The 18217-nt window shown below is 63.6% G+C and carries 17 protein-coding genes; all 17 read right to left on the reverse strand.

From position 1 onward, the window contains the following. Positions 1 to 30: 30 nt before the first annotated feature. Positions 31 to 1389, reverse strand: a complete 1359-nt coding sequence (locus ACWPMX_RS13025; protein ID WP_455700423.1) for an O-antigen polymerase — start codon at positions 1387 to 1389, stop codon at positions 31 to 33. Between the two features lie 66 nt (positions 1390 to 1455). Then, positions 1456 to 2925, reverse strand: coding sequence for a lipopolysaccharide biosynthesis protein (locus ACWPMX_RS13030; RefSeq protein ID WP_455700424.1), 1470 nt, complete (start codon positions 2923 to 2925; stop codon positions 1456 to 1458). Beyond that, complete coding sequence (locus ACWPMX_RS13035; protein ID WP_455700425.1) at positions 2922 to 4523, reverse strand: hypothetical protein; 1602 nt, start codon at positions 4521 to 4523, stop codon at positions 2922 to 2924. The genes ACWPMX_RS13030 and ACWPMX_RS13035 overlap by 4 nt, the downstream gene beginning before the upstream one ends. A 21-nt stretch (positions 4524 to 4544) precedes the next feature. Next, positions 4545 to 5459: a UDP-3-O-(3-hydroxymyristoyl)glucosamine N-acyltransferase gene (locus ACWPMX_RS13040; RefSeq protein ID WP_455700426.1), complete on the reverse strand. Its 915-nt coding sequence runs from the start codon at positions 5457 to 5459 to the stop codon at positions 4545 to 4547. Then, positions 5456 to 6172, reverse strand: a complete 717-nt coding sequence (locus ACWPMX_RS13045) for a hypothetical protein (protein ID WP_455700427.1) — start codon at positions 6170 to 6172, stop codon at positions 5456 to 5458. Before ACWPMX_RS13045 ends, ACWPMX_RS13040 begins: the two co-directional genes overlap by 4 nt. Next, positions 6169 to 6954 (reverse strand): AglZ/HisF2 family acetamidino modification protein, encoded by a 786-nt coding sequence (locus ACWPMX_RS13050; protein WP_455700428.1) that lies wholly within the window; start codon positions 6952 to 6954, stop codon positions 6169 to 6171. Before ACWPMX_RS13050 ends, ACWPMX_RS13045 begins: the two co-directional genes overlap by 4 nt. Further along, positions 6948 to 7571, reverse strand: coding sequence for an imidazole glycerol phosphate synthase subunit HisH (gene hisH / locus ACWPMX_RS13055; protein WP_455700429.1), 624 nt, complete (start codon positions 7569 to 7571; stop codon positions 6948 to 6950). Before hisH ends, ACWPMX_RS13050 begins: the two co-directional genes overlap by 7 nt. Beyond that, on the reverse strand, positions 7568 to 8755 hold the full coding sequence (locus ACWPMX_RS13060) for an N-acetyl sugar amidotransferase (RefSeq protein ID WP_455700430.1): 1188 nt from the start codon (positions 8753 to 8755) through the stop codon (positions 7568 to 7570). Before ACWPMX_RS13060 ends, hisH begins: the two co-directional genes overlap by 4 nt. After that, positions 8752 to 9726, reverse strand: coding sequence for a class I SAM-dependent methyltransferase (locus ACWPMX_RS13065; RefSeq protein ID WP_455700431.1), 975 nt, complete (start codon positions 9724 to 9726; stop codon positions 8752 to 8754). Before ACWPMX_RS13065 ends, ACWPMX_RS13060 begins: the two co-directional genes overlap by 4 nt. Before the next feature lie 13 nt (positions 9727 to 9739). Continuing rightward, positions 9740 to 10258 (reverse strand): acyltransferase, encoded by a 519-nt coding sequence (locus ACWPMX_RS13070; protein ID WP_455700432.1) that lies wholly within the window; start codon positions 10256 to 10258, stop codon positions 9740 to 9742. Then, positions 10255 to 12132, reverse strand: a complete 1878-nt coding sequence (gene asnB / locus ACWPMX_RS13075) for an asparagine synthase (glutamine-hydrolyzing) (protein WP_455700433.1) — start codon at positions 12130 to 12132, stop codon at positions 10255 to 10257. Before asnB ends, ACWPMX_RS13070 begins: the two co-directional genes overlap by 4 nt. Further along, complete coding sequence (locus ACWPMX_RS13080) at positions 12132 to 13316, reverse strand: DegT/DnrJ/EryC1/StrS family aminotransferase (RefSeq protein WP_455700434.1); 1185 nt, start codon at positions 13314 to 13316, stop codon at positions 12132 to 12134. Before ACWPMX_RS13080 ends, asnB begins: the two co-directional genes overlap by 1 nt. Then, positions 13313 to 14314 carry an NAD-dependent epimerase/dehydratase family protein gene (locus tag ACWPMX_RS13085; RefSeq protein ID WP_455700435.1) on the reverse strand — a complete coding sequence of 334 codons (1002 nt, stop codon included), beginning with the start codon at positions 14312 to 14314 and terminating at the stop codon, positions 13313 to 13315. Before ACWPMX_RS13085 ends, ACWPMX_RS13080 begins: the two co-directional genes overlap by 4 nt. A gap of 52 nt (positions 14315 to 14366) precedes the next feature. After that, a complete protein-coding gene (locus ACWPMX_RS13090; RefSeq protein ID WP_455700436.1) occupies positions 14367 to 15455 on the reverse strand; it encodes a DegT/DnrJ/EryC1/StrS family aminotransferase in 1089 nt (362 codons plus the stop codon). Beyond that, on the reverse strand, positions 15452 to 16042 hold the full coding sequence (locus ACWPMX_RS13095) for an acyltransferase (protein ID WP_455700437.1): 591 nt from the start codon (positions 16040 to 16042) through the stop codon (positions 15452 to 15454). The genes ACWPMX_RS13090 and ACWPMX_RS13095 overlap by 4 nt, the downstream gene beginning before the upstream one ends. Beyond that, positions 16039 to 16989, reverse strand: coding sequence for a Gfo/Idh/MocA family oxidoreductase (locus tag ACWPMX_RS13100; RefSeq protein WP_455700438.1), 951 nt, complete (start codon positions 16987 to 16989; stop codon positions 16039 to 16041). The genes ACWPMX_RS13095 and ACWPMX_RS13100 overlap by 4 nt, the downstream gene beginning before the upstream one ends. A gap of 114 nt (positions 16990 to 17103) precedes the next feature. Further along, positions 17104 to 18207 carry an NAD(P)/FAD-dependent oxidoreductase gene (locus ACWPMX_RS13105; RefSeq protein WP_455700439.1) on the reverse strand — a complete coding sequence of 368 codons (1104 nt, stop codon included), beginning with the start codon at positions 18205 to 18207 and terminating at the stop codon, positions 17104 to 17106. Between the last annotated feature and the right edge of the window lie 10 nt (positions 18208 to 18217).

The raw sequence follows: 18217 nt of genomic DNA on the forward strand, positions 1-18217 counted from the left end.
GCAACAGCAGGGACGCGCAGGCGGGGAGGCTCAGCGCCTCTCCCCTGATGTCCGCGTGCCGATCGCGACCGGACGGCGCGGCACCGGTTGCTGGCGGCCGCGAACGGGCCCAGGGCCGGGGCCGAAGGAGCCGGAGCCGGAGCGGCCTTGGAAACCCGGACCGCGCCGCGCATCGCGCGACAACATCGCCTTCACGAACATCCGCAATACGAGCAGCGGCAGAAGCTGCGTGAGAGCATATCCGAGCACGACATTGGTCAGTTCTCCCGGCATCAGGCCGACCAGAGTCCACAAGGTGTGAACGTATATCACCACGTCGATCGCAAAGAGACTGTCGGCTTTTCTCGTGCGTTCACGAAACAGGCGAACGTACCAGCGCATAATGAGGAAGCACATGAGGCCGTAGGTGACGGCAAACCCGACGATCCCCGCCAGCCAGCCGAAGTTGATGATCCATTCACCGAGGAAAGTCGGGGTGAGATTGGAAAGACCCTCCCATGCGTCACCTGCGTAATACTTGGTCAGCCACACGCCACCGGTATCGGGCTTGCCCGGATATATGCTGCGCGGGATCATGTTGGTGACGAGTGATACGAAGGTCGACCCGTGGGCGAGGACCAGCCGCGGTGACTCGTCGATCAAAGTCAGCGGTTCGATGCCGTAGGAGAACGCGTTGAGGCTGAAGCTTTCGGTCGAGTTGGAAAGTCCTGTCGACAGTTGCCCGTCGTCGAGCTTGAAGCCGTTGCGCGCCACGCCCAGGACCGAAGCCGCAAGCGACAGCAGGACGACCATACCTGCGGCCACCGGCATCCGGATCGGACGCTTGAGGTAATGGAAGCAAACAATCATCAACGCGAATACATTGAGCAACCCACTGCGCGAGCCCGAGAGCAAACCCAAGGCGAGCACGATAGCGAGATGGACCGCGTAGGCGGACCACCAGCCCGCCGTCTGGCGTCTGTGAAGTCCGATCGCGAAATAGACGATATTGAAGACAGTCAGCGTCGCGATGAGCGTTCTTGCCCATCCGAATCCGCTCCAGTCCGCAACCCGGGTGTTGACCGAGTTCACGTAGCCCGCAAGGCCGCCAAACTCGTAGATCATCGCCATCTGCGATAGGATCGCCGGGGATGACAGGACCCAGATTGCCACGGTAATCACGCTGGTGTTGCGCGCTTGCGTCCAGCGTGGCCGGTCGAGCGGGCGGTACTGGACTGCCGACGCCTCCGTGAAGGTCACAAGAAAGATCAGGGAGAGCGGCACCAGCATGAGCGCGAGGACAAACTGGCTCGGCGGATCGAACAGCGCGCCGACATGGAAGAGGACGAAGAATGCCAGCAAGAATTTCGCAGGCGAGAACGTGTCGGCATTCGACGTCACCGCGATCATGCCTGCGCCAATGACAAAAAGGGCAATGATCAAGAGCATCGGCTGACTACCCGTATTCCCTGACAGTTATTTGCCGGTTTCGGGTGAGGCGGAGACGTTATCGGTACGCGAAAACGGAACCGCACCGCCGGCGACCACAGCCCGGTAATCGGCGACGAGTTCGCCGCGCGTTCGCCTGTCCATACCGGCAAGCCAGATAATGACAACTCCGAGCATTGTCGAAAGCACGAGCAGCGGGTGCGGCCAGAGCGAGCCCTCCCACGAAGGCAATGCGTGGCTGGCGAAACCGAAGCCGGTCGTAACCGCAGCCATCACGGCAAGCAGACGCGGGGAAAATGCCGTGTCGAAATGACGATTGCTATACCACGCCGCTGCGAGCGCGCTCGCGGTCGCACCCGCGAACTGCGCCCAGGCCATCGCGACGATTCCCGCGAAATGCGCCGTGGCAGCGAGGACCGCGAGGTTCAGCACTGCCCCGATCGCGAAGACAACGCTCACCCGCGAAGTCACGCGAGCGCCATGGATGCCAATTTGGGTGACCAGGATCACCGCGAGCCAGACCTGCGCCATCATCAGGATACCGACCAGGCCGGTCGCCGCGCGATACTCGGGCGGGGCGAATAGTGCCGTCAGCAGTGGTCCGGCAAGCGATGCCACCCCCGCAGCAACGAACGCCACGATACAGATATGGGCAAGCGCGGGCGCGAAGCGGCGCCTCTCCTCGCTTTCGAGCATGCGAAAGGCAAGCGGTTCCCACGCCAGTCGGAATGCATAGACCAGCAGTCCGAATGCCGCCGCAACGCGCATGCTGACACTCGCGACGGCAACGGCACTGACGGCAAAGAAGAAGCTCCAGACGATGCGGCTACCCATGGTCTGCAACCAGTTGAGCAGCACCGCGGGCATCGTCGGGAGGCTGTAGGCGGCCATCTCGCGAATCCGTCCCGGCCTTTGCGGCTTGCCGAATGTCGAACGCCAGATAGCGACGAGAACAACGGTCTTGCCGATTGCCAGCCCAGCGAGCGCGCCGAGAATGCCCATGCCTTGAAAGACGATGAGATAGATACTCGATGCTGCTGTCACGAGCACATCGACAAGCGAGATCGCGCCATACGCAAAAGGTCTGCTAGCAAAGCGCATCGCAACGAGCTGAATGCCGAGCACATGCGTCACGAGCCCGGCAAACAGGATCAGCGGAATGTACCGGGTGACGTCATCGGGAATGCCGATCGCGAACGCAGCCGCGACCAACCCAATCGAGATCGCCAACCCCGCAGCAGCGAGCCCGAGTGCACCCCAGTAAAGCTCGCGGACGCGGCCCTCCTGCTCGGCGCGAAAATAGTCGCGCGCGACCGCCGATTCTCCCTGCAGCCCGATCGTCAGCACCGCCAACTGGTGCAGTGCCAGCAGGATTTCGAGCTGACCGTAATCTCCCTGGCTCAGCGTGCGCGTGTACAGCGGCACCAGCAGGAACGACGCGAGCCGGCTCAATGCTCCGGCGATACCGTAAACGAGGAATTGACGGGCGAATTTCACCGCACTCCAGCCTCGCGCGGAGCCTCCCACACGAATCCGACAACCCGGACGGCCTCATTCTCGAAAATGGTGTCCTCCCCGATCAGGCCATCGGGTCGATCGGTGTCGAAAAGCGTGTCAAACAGGTCTTTCTGGAGGACCGCCACGGTTAGGCGATATGCACGAACCAACCTCTCGCAGGCAGATTTCCGCAGGTTTGGAAAAAGCGTGTAGGTTTCGCTCACAGTCATCCCGCAATAGAGTTCGCCAACGGCGATCAGGTAGCTGAACTTCCAGTCGTTGATGAGGAGCAGCTTGGTCAGTTGCTCGTTGTTGGAACACAGCCGTACATTCTCATCAGGTAGGCGCGCACGGATCGCGTCGGCGACCGCGTCCGTGGTGCTGGGCTTGAATGCGATGCGTCCCGCGAGAAAACGCGACAGGCCGACCTGGCCCGCAGTCATCAGTGCAAAAAGGGCGCCAAGCACCATGGATGCAGTCGTCCCCATGACGGTCCATACCCACGCGAAGCCCGCCAGCGTGATCCAGGCCGTCATCGCCTCGACATACCGCTCGGGTTCGCCGAGAAACCGCGTCACCCGAAAAGAAATCGCCGCCATCGCCGCCATGCCTGCCAGCGCGAGATCGGTCGCCAACGCGACGGCCGGCTCGGCATGATAGAGCGGAGAGAAGCGCGCAGCGATCGCCGCGAGGGCCAGTGGATTGAGAAAGATCGCTACGAGCAGCGAATTCTCGTAAGCATAATGGGCGCCGGCCACGGGGTCTCGAACAAGGCGCCGCGGAATGTCCCACACCAGATCGCGCCAGACGCTGTACCGTCGTTCGAGAATGAACTTGGGCGCAAGCTCGCCCGCGTAACCGCGCACAAAGCGCCAAGTGTAGCGCAGGTAACTCACCGAATATCGCGGATGCACCGCAACAAATAGCACGAGCCCTCCGGCAATGCCGAGCAGATGGGTCGCGTCGTAGCGGATCGGGACAAGCAGCGTGCCCACGATCAGCAGGACCTGCATCGAGAACGTATTGAAGGCGAAAATCAGGTATGCGCAACCGGTCATGGCGACCCACGCCCAGGTCGGCGGCAGGTATCCCAGTTCGAGAGCGGCAAACGACGCGAAGAACGCGGTGACCAGAAGCATCCCGGTCCCGCGCGAACTGAAGCCGAAGTTGCGCGCGCTCAGCGCATGGAACCATTGCGGACAGAATGCGAACAAGGCGATGGCCGCAGCCGGTGCCCACTCGTCCATCCCGGCCGAGCGGCAAAAGACCGTCGCCACCAGCGCGAAAAGCCCCACGTGCAGCGCATTGGCGACCGGGTTCAGGAGGTACGGCGCAAAGTCCAATGCGCGATCTGGCAGCCGGGCGAGAAGGAAGTGCAGGTACATCGGATTGGCTCCGAGTGCCGGCTTGTTAAGGAGATCCGGAATGCGCGTGAAGAACGCACCGTACTTGCGCACCTGCCGCACGAGGAAAAGGTGCGCTGGGCTGTCTGACCCGATCCGGGAGCCGATGTACGCCTGCACGAACGACAGCAGGAACGCTCCACCGAGAATGCCGAGGATCGCGAAGACTTGCGCGGGTGTCAGGCTGGCAGTCATGTGGATGGTCGCCGAGAGCGATCAGCCGCCGATGCGGCGGATCGGACGCGCAGGATTGCCGACGACCACCGTATGCGGCTCGACGTTCTTGGTCACGTTGGCGGCAATGCCGATCAGTGCACCGTCGCCGATCTGCGTACCGTTTACCGTCGAGCAGTTCGGCGACAGGATGCAGTTCTTCCCGATAACAGTGCTCCCGGATAATTCGACATGCGCGGTCAACTGCGTATTGGCGCCGATCCGGCAATTGTGGGCGATGTGGACATGATCGTCGCACTTCACGTTGTCTTCGACCACTGTAGGCAGGATCGTGCCGGCACAGATGGTATCGAGCGCTCCCACTTCCACGTCGTCCCCGATAACCACGCCTCCGAGATGGGGCAGATGCTGCAGGTTTCCGCTTGCGTCAGGTCCGACGCCAAAACCGGGGAGCCCGATTACCGCGTTGGCCTTGATGAGGGCATTCCGCCCGATCGTTACGTTCGGGCCGATCACCACGCCCGGCCAGACCAGCGCGCCCGGGCCGATCCGGGCGGATGGATGGACGTAGCTGCCGGGCATGAAAGTCGAATGCGGCCATCGCGCATTCGCTTCCTCCGCGCCCAGCGCGCCCGTCCAGTAGGCACCAAAATAGTCGAACAGCGCTACGGCAATTGCCGAGAATGCGACGCGGGGCGTGTCGGTATATATAGAGGGTCGATCAATACGGCCACGCGCGGCGGACGGCAGCACCCACAGCATGTCTGCAGGAGCCCGTCCGATCCGCTCGGCGAGTTTGTCGTCGAACTGATCGCGAAAAGCCAGTTTGCCCGATAGCGGGAGCTCGAGCGTGGTTAGCCCGTCAACGCGCTCAAGCGAGTCCGCGTTAGCAATTTCGCAGCCGCAGATTATCTCGATGGCGTCCCGCTCGAGCGGGTTGGGTGCGATGCGGGTCATTCGTAGACGTGCCGGTCGAAATAGGTTTCGGGATGGATAAGGAGGTACACCAGTGGCGGCGCATCCTCCAGATGCTCGGCCAGCGAGCGCTGATCGCCGTCGATCCGTTTCCCGTCGCGATAGGCCTTCCAGCGCGTCCATTCGCTGTCGGTCACGTAAAGCGAGCGGTTGAACAGGTCGAAGCCGCCGTTTTCCTCGTAGGCTTCGTACAGCGCCCCGAATTCGCCCGCTTCGCGATCGCGCCAGAAGTCGAGGTTGTTGATCCCGGTCATCCCGCCGTGGCTGGCGATGCCGACTACGCTATGCCCGAACATCGTCTCCATCACCGACAGGTCGCGGCGCAGGCACTGCTCGGCATCCTCTCCCCAGATCGCCGCCTGGTCCTCGATCTCGCTGTGGTAGCCGAGCTCGTGACCGTCCGCCGCTAGACCCTTCAGGATGCGGTAGTTGTCGAAATCGAACGGATTGTACTCGCGGGCATGCAGGCGGACGAAGAACGTCGCCGGAATGGCCAGCCGCCGGTAGATTTCGCCGAGCCGCTCCGCCTTCTTGACCGAAACGTCGATGTCGATCCGATTGACCAGCGTGCGTTCGGGCACCTGTCCGCTAGCGCGCAGCGCGACGTAATCGCGGCAGTTGACGACGGTGTAACCGGCGTCGAGCGCGGCACGGTACTGACGCTCGATGTAGGCGAACGTGAACGGATTGCTCATCCTCCGACTCCAGCGAAGGTGGTCCCCAGCGCGGCTTCCAGTTCGCCGCGCTCGGGGAAGTTGACCAGAACCCCGCAACCCTTCTTCTGGTAGACCACCATCGCACCGACGGCGACCGAAGAGGCGCCCCCTTCGCGCACGGCGCTCGAGAGATCGTCGACTGTGCTCGCGCCGCCCTGGGCGATGACAGGGATCGAAACCGCAGCGGACACGCGGCGGACAAGTTCGACATCGAACCCGTCCCAAGTTCCTTCGCGTTCGATCGCCGTCAGCAGGATTTCACCTGCCCCGCGTCGTTCAACCTCACGCGCCCAGGATACCGGATCGCCCGATTGCCGCCGCCGCCCACCGTGGCTGTAGATCGCCTCCCTGCCCCAAACCGTGCGCCCCACATCGATCGAGGCCACCACCGCCTGGCTGCCATAGGTCTCGGCGATCTCCGTCAGCAACTCGGGACGGTTGTAGGCCGCGCTGTTGACGATGACTTTCTCGAACCCGATGCCGAACACGCGTGCGGCCTGCTCGAAACTCGTCAGGCCTCCGCCGTAGGACAGCGGCATGAAGCACTCGCTTGCAATATCGGCCAGCAAATCGAAGTCGGGCCCGCGACACTCACGCGAGGCCTCAATATCGAGCACCGCAAGCTCGTCGACCTCGAGCTCGTTGAAGATACGCAGCGTGTTGCACGGATCGCCGATGTAATCGGTTCCGCGAAACCGCCGGGTCTTCACCAGGCTCCCGTGGCGCAGCAGCAGCGCCGGAATGACACGAACCCTCAGCATGGCAGGCTGACGAACGCGCTGAGCAGGCGCATGCCGAAGCGGTGGCTCTTTTCCGGGTGAAACTGCGCGCCGTACACGTTGTCCCGCGCGATGCCCGCCGCAAAATCGATCCCGTAGCGGCACGACAGGATCGTGTCCGTCGGGTCGGCAGTTTCCACCGCGTAGGAATGGACGAAGTAGAACCGCGTCTCTTCCTCGTCGGTCATCCATTCGGTGAGCGGTGAGGCATTTGTCCGACGCACCACGTTCCAGCCCATGTGCGGTACCTTGAGGCCGTCACCGGCCGGAAATCGCCGCGCGGTGGCGGGGATCAGGCCGAGGCCGGGCAATCCGCCTTCCTCGCTCGCGTCACCGAGAAGCTGCATTCCGAGGCATATGCCAAGAAACGGAACATTGCCGGTGCGCGCGCGCTCGCGCAGCGGGTCGGCGATGCGCAGGTCGTTTATCCGCCGCATCGCAGCGTCGAACGCGCCGACGCCGGGCAGCAAAATCCTGCGCGCGCGTTCGATACTGCCCGCGTCGCTGGCAACCTCTGTCTCGACCCCGATCCGGCGGAACATGTTCCGCAGCGAGCCGATGTTGCCCATGCCGTAATCGACGATGAGGACCTCGCTCATGTGTCCACCGTCGGGGTCGGGAAACAATACTTGAGGTAGAACGAGCGAGGCACGAGATTGGCATCGGCGAGCAACCGGAACAGCGGCCGGAACCGCTCGAAGCGCTTCTTGTAGGTCGGGAACTCCCACCACGAATGCGGCGTGTCGGCCATGATGGATGCATACTCGTTTTCCGAAAGGCCGAGCCGCTTGCGGAAATACGCAACCAGCTCTTCCTCGACATGCGGCGGCTCGTTGTAGCGCGCCCACGCCTCTTCACGAGACATCTGCCCGTTGCGGACCAGAGCGGAAAGGGTGTTGTTCCGGAAATCGCTGTCGAACTTTTGCGGCGCGTAGACCGAGTGAAAGAAGGCAGTCATCCGGTTTTCTAGGTGATGCCCACCGTAGTATTCCCAACCATAGTCGCGCTCCAGCAAAGCGCGCGCATCCTCCTTGGAGTAGTCCATATACCAGAACGGCCGGATCTTGCGCACCCGGGCGAACAACGCCGCGTAGAGCATTCGCTCGAAAGTCATCAGCGGATAGCTCTTCATCCGCCGCTTGCCGAATCGGCGATGGATCGAACGAATGTACTGCCCATCGAAGTAGTTGCGCCCGACCGGGGTGATGCCCTCGGTCACGAAACTATGCCCTTCCAGCACATATTGCACGCCGTGCTTGATCGCCGCGCGGTTCATCGTCTCTGCAAGCGCGAGATCGGTCGACGCCTCGATCTCGGCCACGCCAGCGCGAAAGAAGGACAGGAAGATGTCGTCTGCCTCGCGGTTGTCGACAACGTGCGTGTGAAGATCGACGTCGAGCGCGTTCAGCACGCGGCGAATGTTTTGCGTGGCGATCGCGGTGTTCCACGTGTTGTCGTAGTGTACCGCGAGGGGACGCAACCCCCATTCCTTGACCGCCAGATGCACCATGTAGCTGCTGTCGGTACCCCCGCTGACGCCGATGATGCAGTCGTACCTTTTACCCCTGCCGGCGCGCTTGATCTCTTCGATTATGCACGCCAGCTCGCCTTCGCCGCGCGGCTGCCCGGTGCCGTATTGCTCAACTAGCTCGTCGACTTGGCGGCAGTAATTGCAAACTCCGCCGGCATCGAACACGATGTTCGATACCCGCTCGTCGTAGATGCAACGCGCACAAACAGTGAGTGACGTGTCCGCCAGCAAGGCAGGGGTTGCAAGCGTCATCGATCGTGCCGGAACCGCCCCGAATAGGCCGCTTCCTCGGCGTGGAAGAACACCGGCGCCATTGCACAGTCCGCCACAATGGTGCGCACTTCGTCCTCGCTAAAGCGTCGAGCGTTACTGGGACTGTACCAGTCGAAGTTGGTTACCAGCGAAGTGTCCCAGCCCAGTTCAGGGTTCCAGAAACACTTGAGGAAGTTCCAGTAAATGAACCGCTGAATGTCGATCGGGCCGCTTTTGATCCCGAGCAGGGGTATGGCAGGCGCATCGAAACTGACCTCAAGCGCGGAAAGGCGCTTGCCGAGTTCGGTCAGCTGTTCGGACATCTCCCACAACTGCTCGCTCGTCACTTCCTTGCAGTGGAGACGGAAGTAATCGTCTAGCAATTCGCGCGGCAGCGCTTTCTTCGCGTAGAAATAGCAGGCGAACTGGCCGTCTTCCGACGTGATGCGCGAGAGTTCGCCGAAGGTCGCTTCGGGGTCCTCGGTGTGCATGATGACCTGGTCGCAGCTGACGTAGTCGACCGCGCCGTCCGCGAACGGGGTAGCGGCGATGTCGCCTTGCAGGAACACGAGGTTCCCCCGGTCGCCGAACAGCCGGCTGGCCTGCCGCGCGGCGTCGGAGAAATCGATGCCGACCACCAGAGCGTGCGGCGCGAGGTCGGCGAACCAGGCCGCCTTGTAGCCGAGCCCGCACCCGGCATCGACGATGACCCGGCAGCCCGCAAGGTGCGCCGACAGCGCGCCTTCGTCGGCAAACCCGTAGAGTTTGAGATACCAGTCGCGCTGGAAGGCGTAGAAATCCTCCAGCGAACTCTCGGCGCCGGCGTACTTCTCCCACTTCTCGCTGAAGACCTGATTGGTCTGCTGCTGGTTCTCGGCCTGCGACGTGGCGACGAGTGAGGCGAAGTTGCCTTCGAGCGACAGCGGCGAACGGGTCGCTGCCGAAAGGCGGGCTGAGAGGCTGTCGGTCATGCGATGGTCCGGGTCATGGTTGGGGGCTGCCGGCGATGCGCGCGGGTGTGCCGAAGGCCTTTGCGCCAGCCGGAACGTCGTCGAGGACCAGGCTGTTGGCGCCGATGATGGCCCCGGTGCCGATCGTCACGCCCTTGGCGATGATGGTGTTGGGCCCGATGTAGCAGTTGTCGCCGATCGCGGTAGCGGCATAGGCATTAGGCGCGCTGCCGCCCGATGTCGCCCACTCGACGGTGTCGTGCGAATAGATCTGGACCCCAGCCGATATCGAGCAGTTGCTTCCGATCGACAGTCCGCCGCTGCCGTCGAGGACGGTGAACGGGCCGATCCAGGTGTCGCGGCCGACCGTGACGTTGCCGAACACGTGCGCGCTGTCGTAGACCGACGTGCCGTCTCCGAACCCAAGCGAGCGGGCCTTTTCCCAGCGGTCGGACACGTAATCGCCGAAGGGCAGCGTGCGGGTGTGCGCCGCCGACACCTCGCTTCGCCGCGCCGCCAGGAACGCGCGCAAGTCGGCGAGGAGGCCGCTCACAGGACCTGCTCCAAGTACTCGTTCACGTTCAGGAACGACCAGATCAGCAGACGCCGGTTCTCGCGCCCCTCGAGGTGGTCGGCCACCAGCGCGTGAACGGTCTCGCGGTCGAGGACGTCGAACAGCTTCGCGTCCCGGCCGCACAGTTTCTTGCGGACGAAGTCGATGCTCTCGCCCTTGAACCAGCTCGCGTCGGGAGAGGAGAAGCCCTGCTTTTCCCCCTTAACGATGTCGTCCGGGATATAGCGCGCCATCATGTCGCGCAGGATCTGCTTGCCGTCGTTGGTCTTGCGGAAATAGTTGGTCTGCTTGTCGCCCGCCTCGTTCTCGTCGACGCGGATCACGTCCTTCAGCTTGTTGAGCTTGAGCGACACCGGACAGCGCATGGCGAAATCGACCAGGTCGTTGTCCATGAACGGCACCCGCGATTCCAAGCTGTGCGCCATCGACAGCTTGTCCTCCACCACGAACAGGCCGTGGAGGAACGTCTTCGCTTCGAAGTAGAGCGAGTGGTTGATGTAATCCTCTGGCCGCGACAATTCGTTGTCGTGGGTGTCGAACACCTCGCGGAAGATCTGCCGCGGATCGACCGACGCATCGGTCAGGCCGATCGGAGCGAACAGGCGATCGCGGTTCTCGGTGTCCACCAGCCGCTGCCAGTAGTCGTAATACTGGTCGACGTAGTGATCGAAATCGCGGTTCACTGCGGCGCGGTAATAACGCCACGGATAGCCGCCGAACAATTCGTCGCCCCCCGCGCCCGACATCACGACCTTGACGAAGCGGCTGGCGAGGAGCGCGGCGTAGTAGTTGGGGTAGGACTGCCCCACCCGCGGTTCTTCGAGATGCCACGCGAGCGACGCAAGGCTGCGCTCCATGTCGCCGGCCTTGAGTACCATCTCGTAGTGCTCGGTCTTGAAGCGCGCGCTCATCGCCTCGGCCTTGGTGCGTTCGTCGAATGCGAGCTCGATGCCGGAGGCCGAGCTGAGATCGAACCCGCAGGTGAAGGTCTTGAGGTTCGGGAACGAAGAGGCCGCGACCGCCGTGATCGAACCCGAATCCATGCCGCCCGAGAGGTAGCTGCCGATCTCTACGTCACTGATCAGCTGGCGCTCGACGGCTTGGGTGAACAGCCGGTCCAGTTCCTGCCGGTATTCGCGCGGATCGGCCGGATTCTCGGGCTCGCTGAACCGATAATCCCAGTAGCGCGTCTGTACGAGCCGGGCACCGGAGTGGCCGAGATCGAGTGTCGCATATGTTCCAGCCGGCAGCATCTCGATGCCTTCGAGCAGCGTGCGGTCGGTAAACAGGTTCTGGAACGTGAAATATTCGTACAGCGCGCCGCCGTCGAGCCTGCGCTCGAACGCCGGGTCCGCGAGGATGGCCTTCTGCTCGGAGGCAAAATAGAAGCGCTTCCCCTGGCGGGCAAAATAAAGCGGCTTCACCCCGTAACGGTCGCGGGCCAGTAGCAGGCGGCGCTCCTGCCGGTCGTACAACGCGAAGGCGAACATGCCGTTGAACCGGGCGATCGCATCGGCGCCCCAGTGCTGCAACGCCACCAGGGCGACTTCGGTATCGCTGTTCGAGCGGAACCAGTATCCGGCGGCTTCGAGCTCCGCGCGGAGTTCGCGGAAGTTGTAAATCTCGCCGTTGAAGTTGAGCACGTAGCGATGCTCGACGCTGACCATCGGCTGAGCCGCGGCTTCGGACAGGTCGATGATCTTGAGCCGCCGATGCCCGAACGCGACCGGCCCTTCCGCCCACAGGCCGGAGGCGTCCGGTCCGCGATGGACCAGTGCATCGCGCATCCGGATCGCCAGGTCGCGATCCACCGGTTTGCCGTCGAGCCGGACAAGGCCGGCGATGCCGCACATCAGTCGGGGCCCTTCCGCACCTGCTCGATCACGTAGTCCTGCTCGTCGGTCGACATTCCGTGGAACAGCGGCAGCGAGATCGAACAGTCGTTAGCAGCGAAGGCCTGCGGGAAGTCGGTTTCCGCGAGGCTGTACTTCTCGCGGTAGTAGGTCAGCATGTGGACCGAATGAGTAGCCGGGCGCGTCGAGATGCCTGCCTGCTGCAGCCGCTCCATCCATGCGTTGCGACGCTCGTTGATCGACTTCACGGTGTCCGGAGAAATCTCGTCCGGCATGAACAGGCAGGGATAGCTCTGGTAACCGTGCTCGCAGCCATCGACGTGCGCGGGCGTGCGCAGCCAGTCCAGGTCCGCGAAGGCCTCGTCGAAGCCTGCGGCGAGCCGGCGCCGTTCGGCGACGATGGCCCCGGCGCGGTCCATCTGCGCCGATCCCAGCGCGGCCTGGAAATCGGTCATCCGCTGGTTGTAGCCCGCGAGCGGGTGATCGGCGAGCAGGTAGGGTCGCGCACCGAGGTGGCGCTGGAGGTCCGACATGGCCGCGCCGTGGTCGCGCAGTTGGCGCACCTTCTCGGCGAGCGCGTCGTCTTCCAGCGTGATCATCCCGCCTTCGCCAGTGGTGATCGCCTTGCGCGGATGAAAGCTGAACGCACCCGCATCGGACAGCGTGCCGACGTGACCGCCGTTGTAGGTCGCGCCAAAGCCGCAGGCTGCGTCTTCAACGACCCACAGGCCGTGCTTTCTGGCGATCGCGTTCACCGCGTCCATATTGGCCGCGAGGCCGAAAAGGTGGACGGGGATGATGCCCACGGTCCGCTCGGTAATCAGGCTCTCGATCTGGTCGACGTCGATGTTGAAGGTGACGAGGTCGATGTCGCAGAACACAGTCGTCGCCTGCTGGTGCTCGACGATGTTGGCGGTGGCGATCCATGTGAACGCGGGCACGATCACTTCGTCGCCCGGGCCGAGGCCCAGCGCGACCGCAGCGAGATGCAGCCCGGTGGTGCAGCTGGTGACTGCGACCGAATGCTTCGCGCCGGTGAATTCGGACCACTTGGATTCGAACTCGCGGACCTTTGGACCCTGCACCAGCCACCCGCTGCGCAACGGCTCGAGCACGCTCTCGATCTCGGCCGGTTCGAGCGCCGTGCGGGCGATGGGCACGTTCATGGCGGGCCGATCGCTCACGCCGCGAGACCTACGGCACGGCGACGCGCGGCCACCTCTTCCTTGTGCGCGGCGCGCCAGTCGATCAGGCGGCGCAGGCCGTCGTCGAGGTCGATAGAAGCGGTGTAACCGATTTCCTCGGTCGCCTTCTTCGGCGAGCCGATGCGGTTGCGAACGAGGGTCGCCTGACTGCGCGGCGCGTAGACGATCTCCTTGTTGCAGCCGGTCAGGTTGAGCAGCCGTTCGGCAAGTTCCTTGAGGCTCGTGCGCACGCCCGTGCCGACGTTGTAGAATTCGTCCTTCGCGTTGGCGTTCATCGCGCAGACGTTGGCGCGCGCGCAATCCTCGACCGCGACGAAGTCGAACGCTTCGGACCCGTCGCCCATGATGGTAGGCGCATCACCGCGATCGATCGCGTCGAGCATCTTCATGATCACCGCGATGTAGGCGCCGTGATAGTCCTGCCGCGGTCCGTAGACGTTCATGTAGCGCAGGCCCACGTACTCGAGGCCGTAACGGTGGTGGTAGGCGCGTAGCATCGCCTCGCCGCAGATCTTCGTAGCCCCGTAGAAGTTCTGGTTGTTGAACGGGTGGTCCTCTCCCATCGGATCGGTGACCGCATCGCCGTAGACCGAAGCCGACGAGGAATAGACCAGCCGCTTGACCCCGTTGCGCACGCAGGCGTCCATGACGTTGAAGGTGCCGCCGACGTTAACGTTGAAAGCCGAGCGCGGAAACTCGTGGCACTGGAGCAGCCACAGAGCGGCAAAATGGAACACGCCGTCGACGCCCTGCATTGCGGCGTCGAGAATGTCGGTGTGGAGGATGTCACCGCCGATCTCAAATATGCGGACGCGCGGATCGCGCAGCGCTTCGGCAAGGTTTTCCTGCCGACCGCGCGCGAAATTGTCGTAGATCACGACCTCGCCCACATCCTGCTGGAGCAGCTTGTCGACTGTGTGCGACCCGATCAGGCCGGCCCCGCCGATTACCAGCAGCTTCTTGCCGCTTACATCCATGATTTACCGTTCCTTTTGTGCGCCCAGCGTATTCGGCGCTGGCACTAGAAGATCACAACGCCTTTGCAAGGGCATCGACGACAGTGTCGATGTCCGCTTCCGAAAGGTAGGGGTGCATCGGCAGACTGAGCACGGTGCGCGCCGCCTCGTCGCTTTGCGGCAGGTGCGCCGCGGGATCGGCCACCGCAGGCTGCTTGGCCAGCGGCAACGGATAGTGGACCGTAGTTGGCACGCCGGCCGCCTGCAGCACCTGCTGCACGCGGCCGCGCTGCTCCACACGCACGGTGTACTGGGCCCATGCACTGACGTTGTGCTGGAGGACGGTCGGGGTGCCAGTCACGCCGCGCGCATTCAGCTTGGCCGAATAGGCCTGCGCCACCCGCTCACGCGCAGCGAGCTCATCATCGAGGATCGCCAGCTTGGGCAGCAGGATTGCCGCTTGCAGGGTATCGAGCCGGCTGTTCACGCCGACACGGATGTGGTGATAGCGGCGGTCCTGGCCGTGGCGTGCGATCTGCCGCAGGCGCACGGCAAGCTCATCATCGGAGGTGAAGATCGCGCCGCCGTCGCCATAGCACCCGAGCGGTTTCGACGGGAAGAAACTGGTGCAGGCGATCGTGGTGAGGTTGCCCGAGCGGTGATCGTGATAACGCGCACCGAAGCTTTGCGCGGCATCCTCGATCACCGGCACGCCTGCGTCGGCGGCAATGGCATTGATCGCGTCGTAGTCGGCGCACTGGCCGTACAGCGAAACCGGGATGATCGCTTTCGTCCGGGAGGTTAAGGCTGCGGACAGCTGGGCCGCGTCGAGGGCGTACGTCTCCGGGTCGATGTCGACGAAGACCGGGCGCGCGCCGAGCACCGCCGCGGCCTCGGCAGTGGCGATGTAGCTGAAGCTCGGCGTCACGACCTCGTCGCCCGGCTCCACACCCAGCGCCATCAGCGCGATCTGCAGCGCATCGGTGCCGTTGGCGCAACTGATGCAGTGCGAGGCGCCGCTGTATCGGGCGAGTGCGGCTTCGAGTTCGGCCACCTCGGGCCCCAGAATGTACTGGCCGTGCGCCAGCACGCGCGCGATGCCGCCCTCGATTTCGGCGCGCAAGCGGTCCTGCTGGGCGGCCAGGTCGACGAAAGGGATCACGGTTTCGCATCCTCGCGCACGACTGTGTCGTCGCTCAGGCGATACCGGGCGCCGGTATGCGGACACGTTGCGGTTCCTTCCCCAGAGCGCGGCAGGTCGAGCTGTTCCCCGTATTCGCTCATCCAGCCGATGCGGCGCGCGGGCACACCCACCATCAACGCGTAGTCGGGTACATCGGCGGTCACGACGGCACCCGCGCCGACGAAAGCGAAGCGCCCGATCGTCGCCCCGCACACCACTGTGCAGTTGGCGCCCAGCGTCGCCCCGGTACGGACCAGCGTATCGCGATATTCGTCCTTGCGTTCGATCAGGGCGCGCGGATTATGCACGTTGGTGAAAACCATGCTCGGCCCGCAGAAAACCCCGTCTTCGAGCGTGACGTTGTCATAGACAGAGACGTTGTTCTGCACCTTGCAGCGATCTCCGATCGTAACGCGGTTGCCGACGAACACACCCTGGCCAAGCGAAACGCCACGGCCAATGCGCGCACCGCCGCACACATGCGCGAAGTGCCACACCCGGCTGCCTTCGCCGATCTCGGCGCCATCATCCACGATGGCGCTTGCGTGGACGAAGACGTCGGTCATAGATCGATGAACGCCGGGTGGGCTTCTCCGTCGCCCGCCTGAACGATCTCGGCACCACGGATCGCGGCAACCGCCTCGATCGCCAGACGATTCTCTTCCAGCCCAAATCCGCGACCGGCGAGGATTTCCTCGTAGCTGCGGGTGTGGAGATCGGTAAATCCGCCCGAAAATTCGATTTCCTGCCTGTCGACGGTGATCGAGCGGTACGTCCGCTGGCCGCGCGCGCGATCGGCCTCTGGCACGTCGTCGATATCGAGCGACATGAACCAGCGCACGCGGGCCCGTTCGAATTCGAGATAGCCCCCCGAGCGCGAATCTTGCTTCAGGAACACGCGGTTGTCCTGCAGCTTGCCGAACAGGAAGCCGAGCATGTCGAAGAAGTGGACGCCGATGTTCGTCGCGATGCCGCCCGACTTCTTTTCGTCGCCCTTCCAGCTCTGCTGATACCAGCGCCCGCGCGACGTGACGTACATCAGGTCGACTTCGGACTTGGTGTTGTCGGTGCGGGCGAGTGCGGCCTCGCGCAGCGCGACGATTGCCGGGTGCAGCCGCAGCTGCAGGATCGTGTGTATCCTGCGACCGGTATCCGCCTCGATCCCCGCCAGACCGTCCAGGTTCCAAGGATTGAGCACCAGCGGCTTCTCGCAGATCGCGTCGGAGCCCGACCGCAGCGCGAAGCGGGTGTGCGAATCGTGCAGGTAGTTGGGCGAACAGACCGAAGTGAAATCGATTGCGTCACCGGCACCCTCGCGGCGCAGGCGATCGATATGCCGGTCAAACCGCTCGAACTCGGTGAAGAAATCCGCCTCGGGAAAATAGCTGTCGATGATACCGACCGAATCGTTCGGGTCGAACGCCGCGGTCACCCGGTGGCCGACATCGCGGATCGCCGCCATGTGGCGCGGCGCGATGTAGCCCGCAGCGCCGATGATCGCGAAATTTTTCATTGTGCGTTGGTACCCTGGGGATCCGCGACCGGCGTCTGCGGCAAGAGAGTGCGCCGCCTACAACATGGATTCGCCGATTGAAAGCGTCCGATGCGTCGGCGGCAACATGCCGCCTCATGCATCGAGTGTTTCGACCGTCATGCGCGCCAGTGCGAGCGACGCTGTCAGACCCGGGCTTTCGATGCCGAGCAGGTTGACCACGCCGGGGAGTCCATGGATCGCACTCGTTTCGATCACGAAATCACCCGCCGGATCCTCGCGCCCACCCAGCTTGGGCCGGATGCCCGCATAATCGGGGTGAAGCCGATCGCGATCGACGCCAGGCCAGTAGCTGGCGATGGCCGCGGCAAACTCATCGCGCAGCAACGGATCGACCGCGTAGTCGAGCCTGTCGATCCACTCGACATTCGGTCCGAACCGCGCGCGGCCCGCAAGGTCGAGCGTCAGATGAATGCCAAGCCCGCCCGGAACCGGCACGGGATACACCAGCGAGGTGAAGGGTACGGCTCCGGCGTAGGAGAAATAGTTGCCCTTCGCCCATTCGCGGATCGCCGGGCGATCGGAGGAATACCCGTCGATTTGGGCGGCCATGTCAGGAGCTGCGAGACCGGCAGCGTTGACGATCCGGCGCGAGGTGAGCGCGGCCTGCGCATCCTCGCCGACGAACACCGCCCATTCGCCGGCCCGGCGTTCGATACGTCTTATGCGGCTGTGCATCGCCAGGGTCGCACCCGCCGCTTCGGCGTGTCCTGCCAATGCGAGCATGAAACCGTGCGAATCGACGATACCGGTGCTTGGTGAGAACAGGGCCGCAGTACCATTGACCGCCGGTTCGCGCGCGGCCAGTTCTCCGCGGGACAGGAGAGCAAGAACTTCCACTCCGCTGGCCGTCGCGCGTGCTCGAATCGCCTCGAGAGCCTCTTCCTGGCCCGTTCCGGTCGCGACGATCAACTTGCCGCACCGCCGGTGGGCAACGCCATACCGATCGGCGAACGCATATAGCAGGTCGCGCCCCTCGACACAGGCGCGCGCCTTGAGAGATCCGGGCGCATAGTAGATTCCGGCGTGGATCACCTCGCTGTTGCGCGAGCTGGTTTCCATCCCGATGGCGTAATTTGTCTCGGCAAGCACTACCGAGAAACCTGCGATGGCCGCTTCACGGGCCACCGCCAGGCCGATCGCCCCGCCGCCGATCACCAGCAGGTCGACGTCAGCCATTCGGACGCAC

The organism is Tsuneonella sp. HG094 (genome assembly GCF_053819285.1).

Bases quoted from the DNA above. Each gene is read 5' to 3' on its own strand.
- ACWPMX_RS13025 (WP_455700423.1), bottom strand. From the start codon at position 1,389: ATGATCGCGGTGACGTCGAATGCCGACACGTTCTCGCCTGCGAAATTC.
- ACWPMX_RS13035 (WP_455700425.1), bottom strand. From the start codon at position 4,523: ATGACTGCCAGCCTGACACCCGCGCAAGTCTTCGCGATCCTCGGCATT.
- ACWPMX_RS13040 (WP_455700426.1), bottom strand. From the start codon at position 5,459: ATGACCCGCATCGCACCCAACCCGCTCGAGCGGGACGCCATCGAGATA.
- ACWPMX_RS13045 (WP_455700427.1), bottom strand. From the start codon at position 6,172: ATGAGCAATCCGTTCACGTTCGCCTACATCGAGCGTCAGTACCGTGCC.
- ACWPMX_RS13050 (WP_455700428.1), bottom strand. From the start codon at position 6,954: ATGCTGAGGGTTCGTGTCATTCCGGCGCTGCTGCTGCGCCACGGGAGC.
- hisH (WP_455700429.1), bottom strand. From the start codon at position 7,571: ATGAGCGAGGTCCTCATCGTCGATTACGGCATGGGCAACATCGGCTCG.
- ACWPMX_RS13060 (WP_455700430.1), bottom strand. From the start codon at position 8,755: ATGACGCTTGCAACCCCTGCCTTGCTGGCGGACACGTCACTCACTGTT.
- ACWPMX_RS13065 (WP_455700431.1), bottom strand. From the start codon at position 9,726: ATGACCGACAGCCTCTCAGCCCGCCTTTCGGCAGCGACCCGTTCGCCG.
- asnB (WP_455700433.1), bottom strand. From the start codon at position 12,132: ATGTGCGGCATCGCCGGCCTTGTCCGGCTCGACGGCAAACCGGTGGAT.
- ACWPMX_RS13085 (WP_455700435.1), bottom strand. From the start codon at position 14,314: ATGGATGTAAGCGGCAAGAAGCTGCTGGTAATCGGCGGGGCCGGCCTG.
- ACWPMX_RS13095 (WP_455700437.1), bottom strand. From the start codon at position 16,042: ATGACCGACGTCTTCGTCCACGCAAGCGCCATCGTGGATGATGGCGCC.
- ACWPMX_RS13100 (WP_455700438.1), bottom strand. From the start codon at position 16,989: ATGAAAAATTTCGCGATCATCGGCGCTGCGGGCTACATCGCGCCGCGC.
- ACWPMX_RS13105 (WP_455700439.1), bottom strand. From the start codon at position 18,207: ATGGCTGACGTCGACCTGCTGGTGATCGGCGGCGGGGCGATCGGCCTG.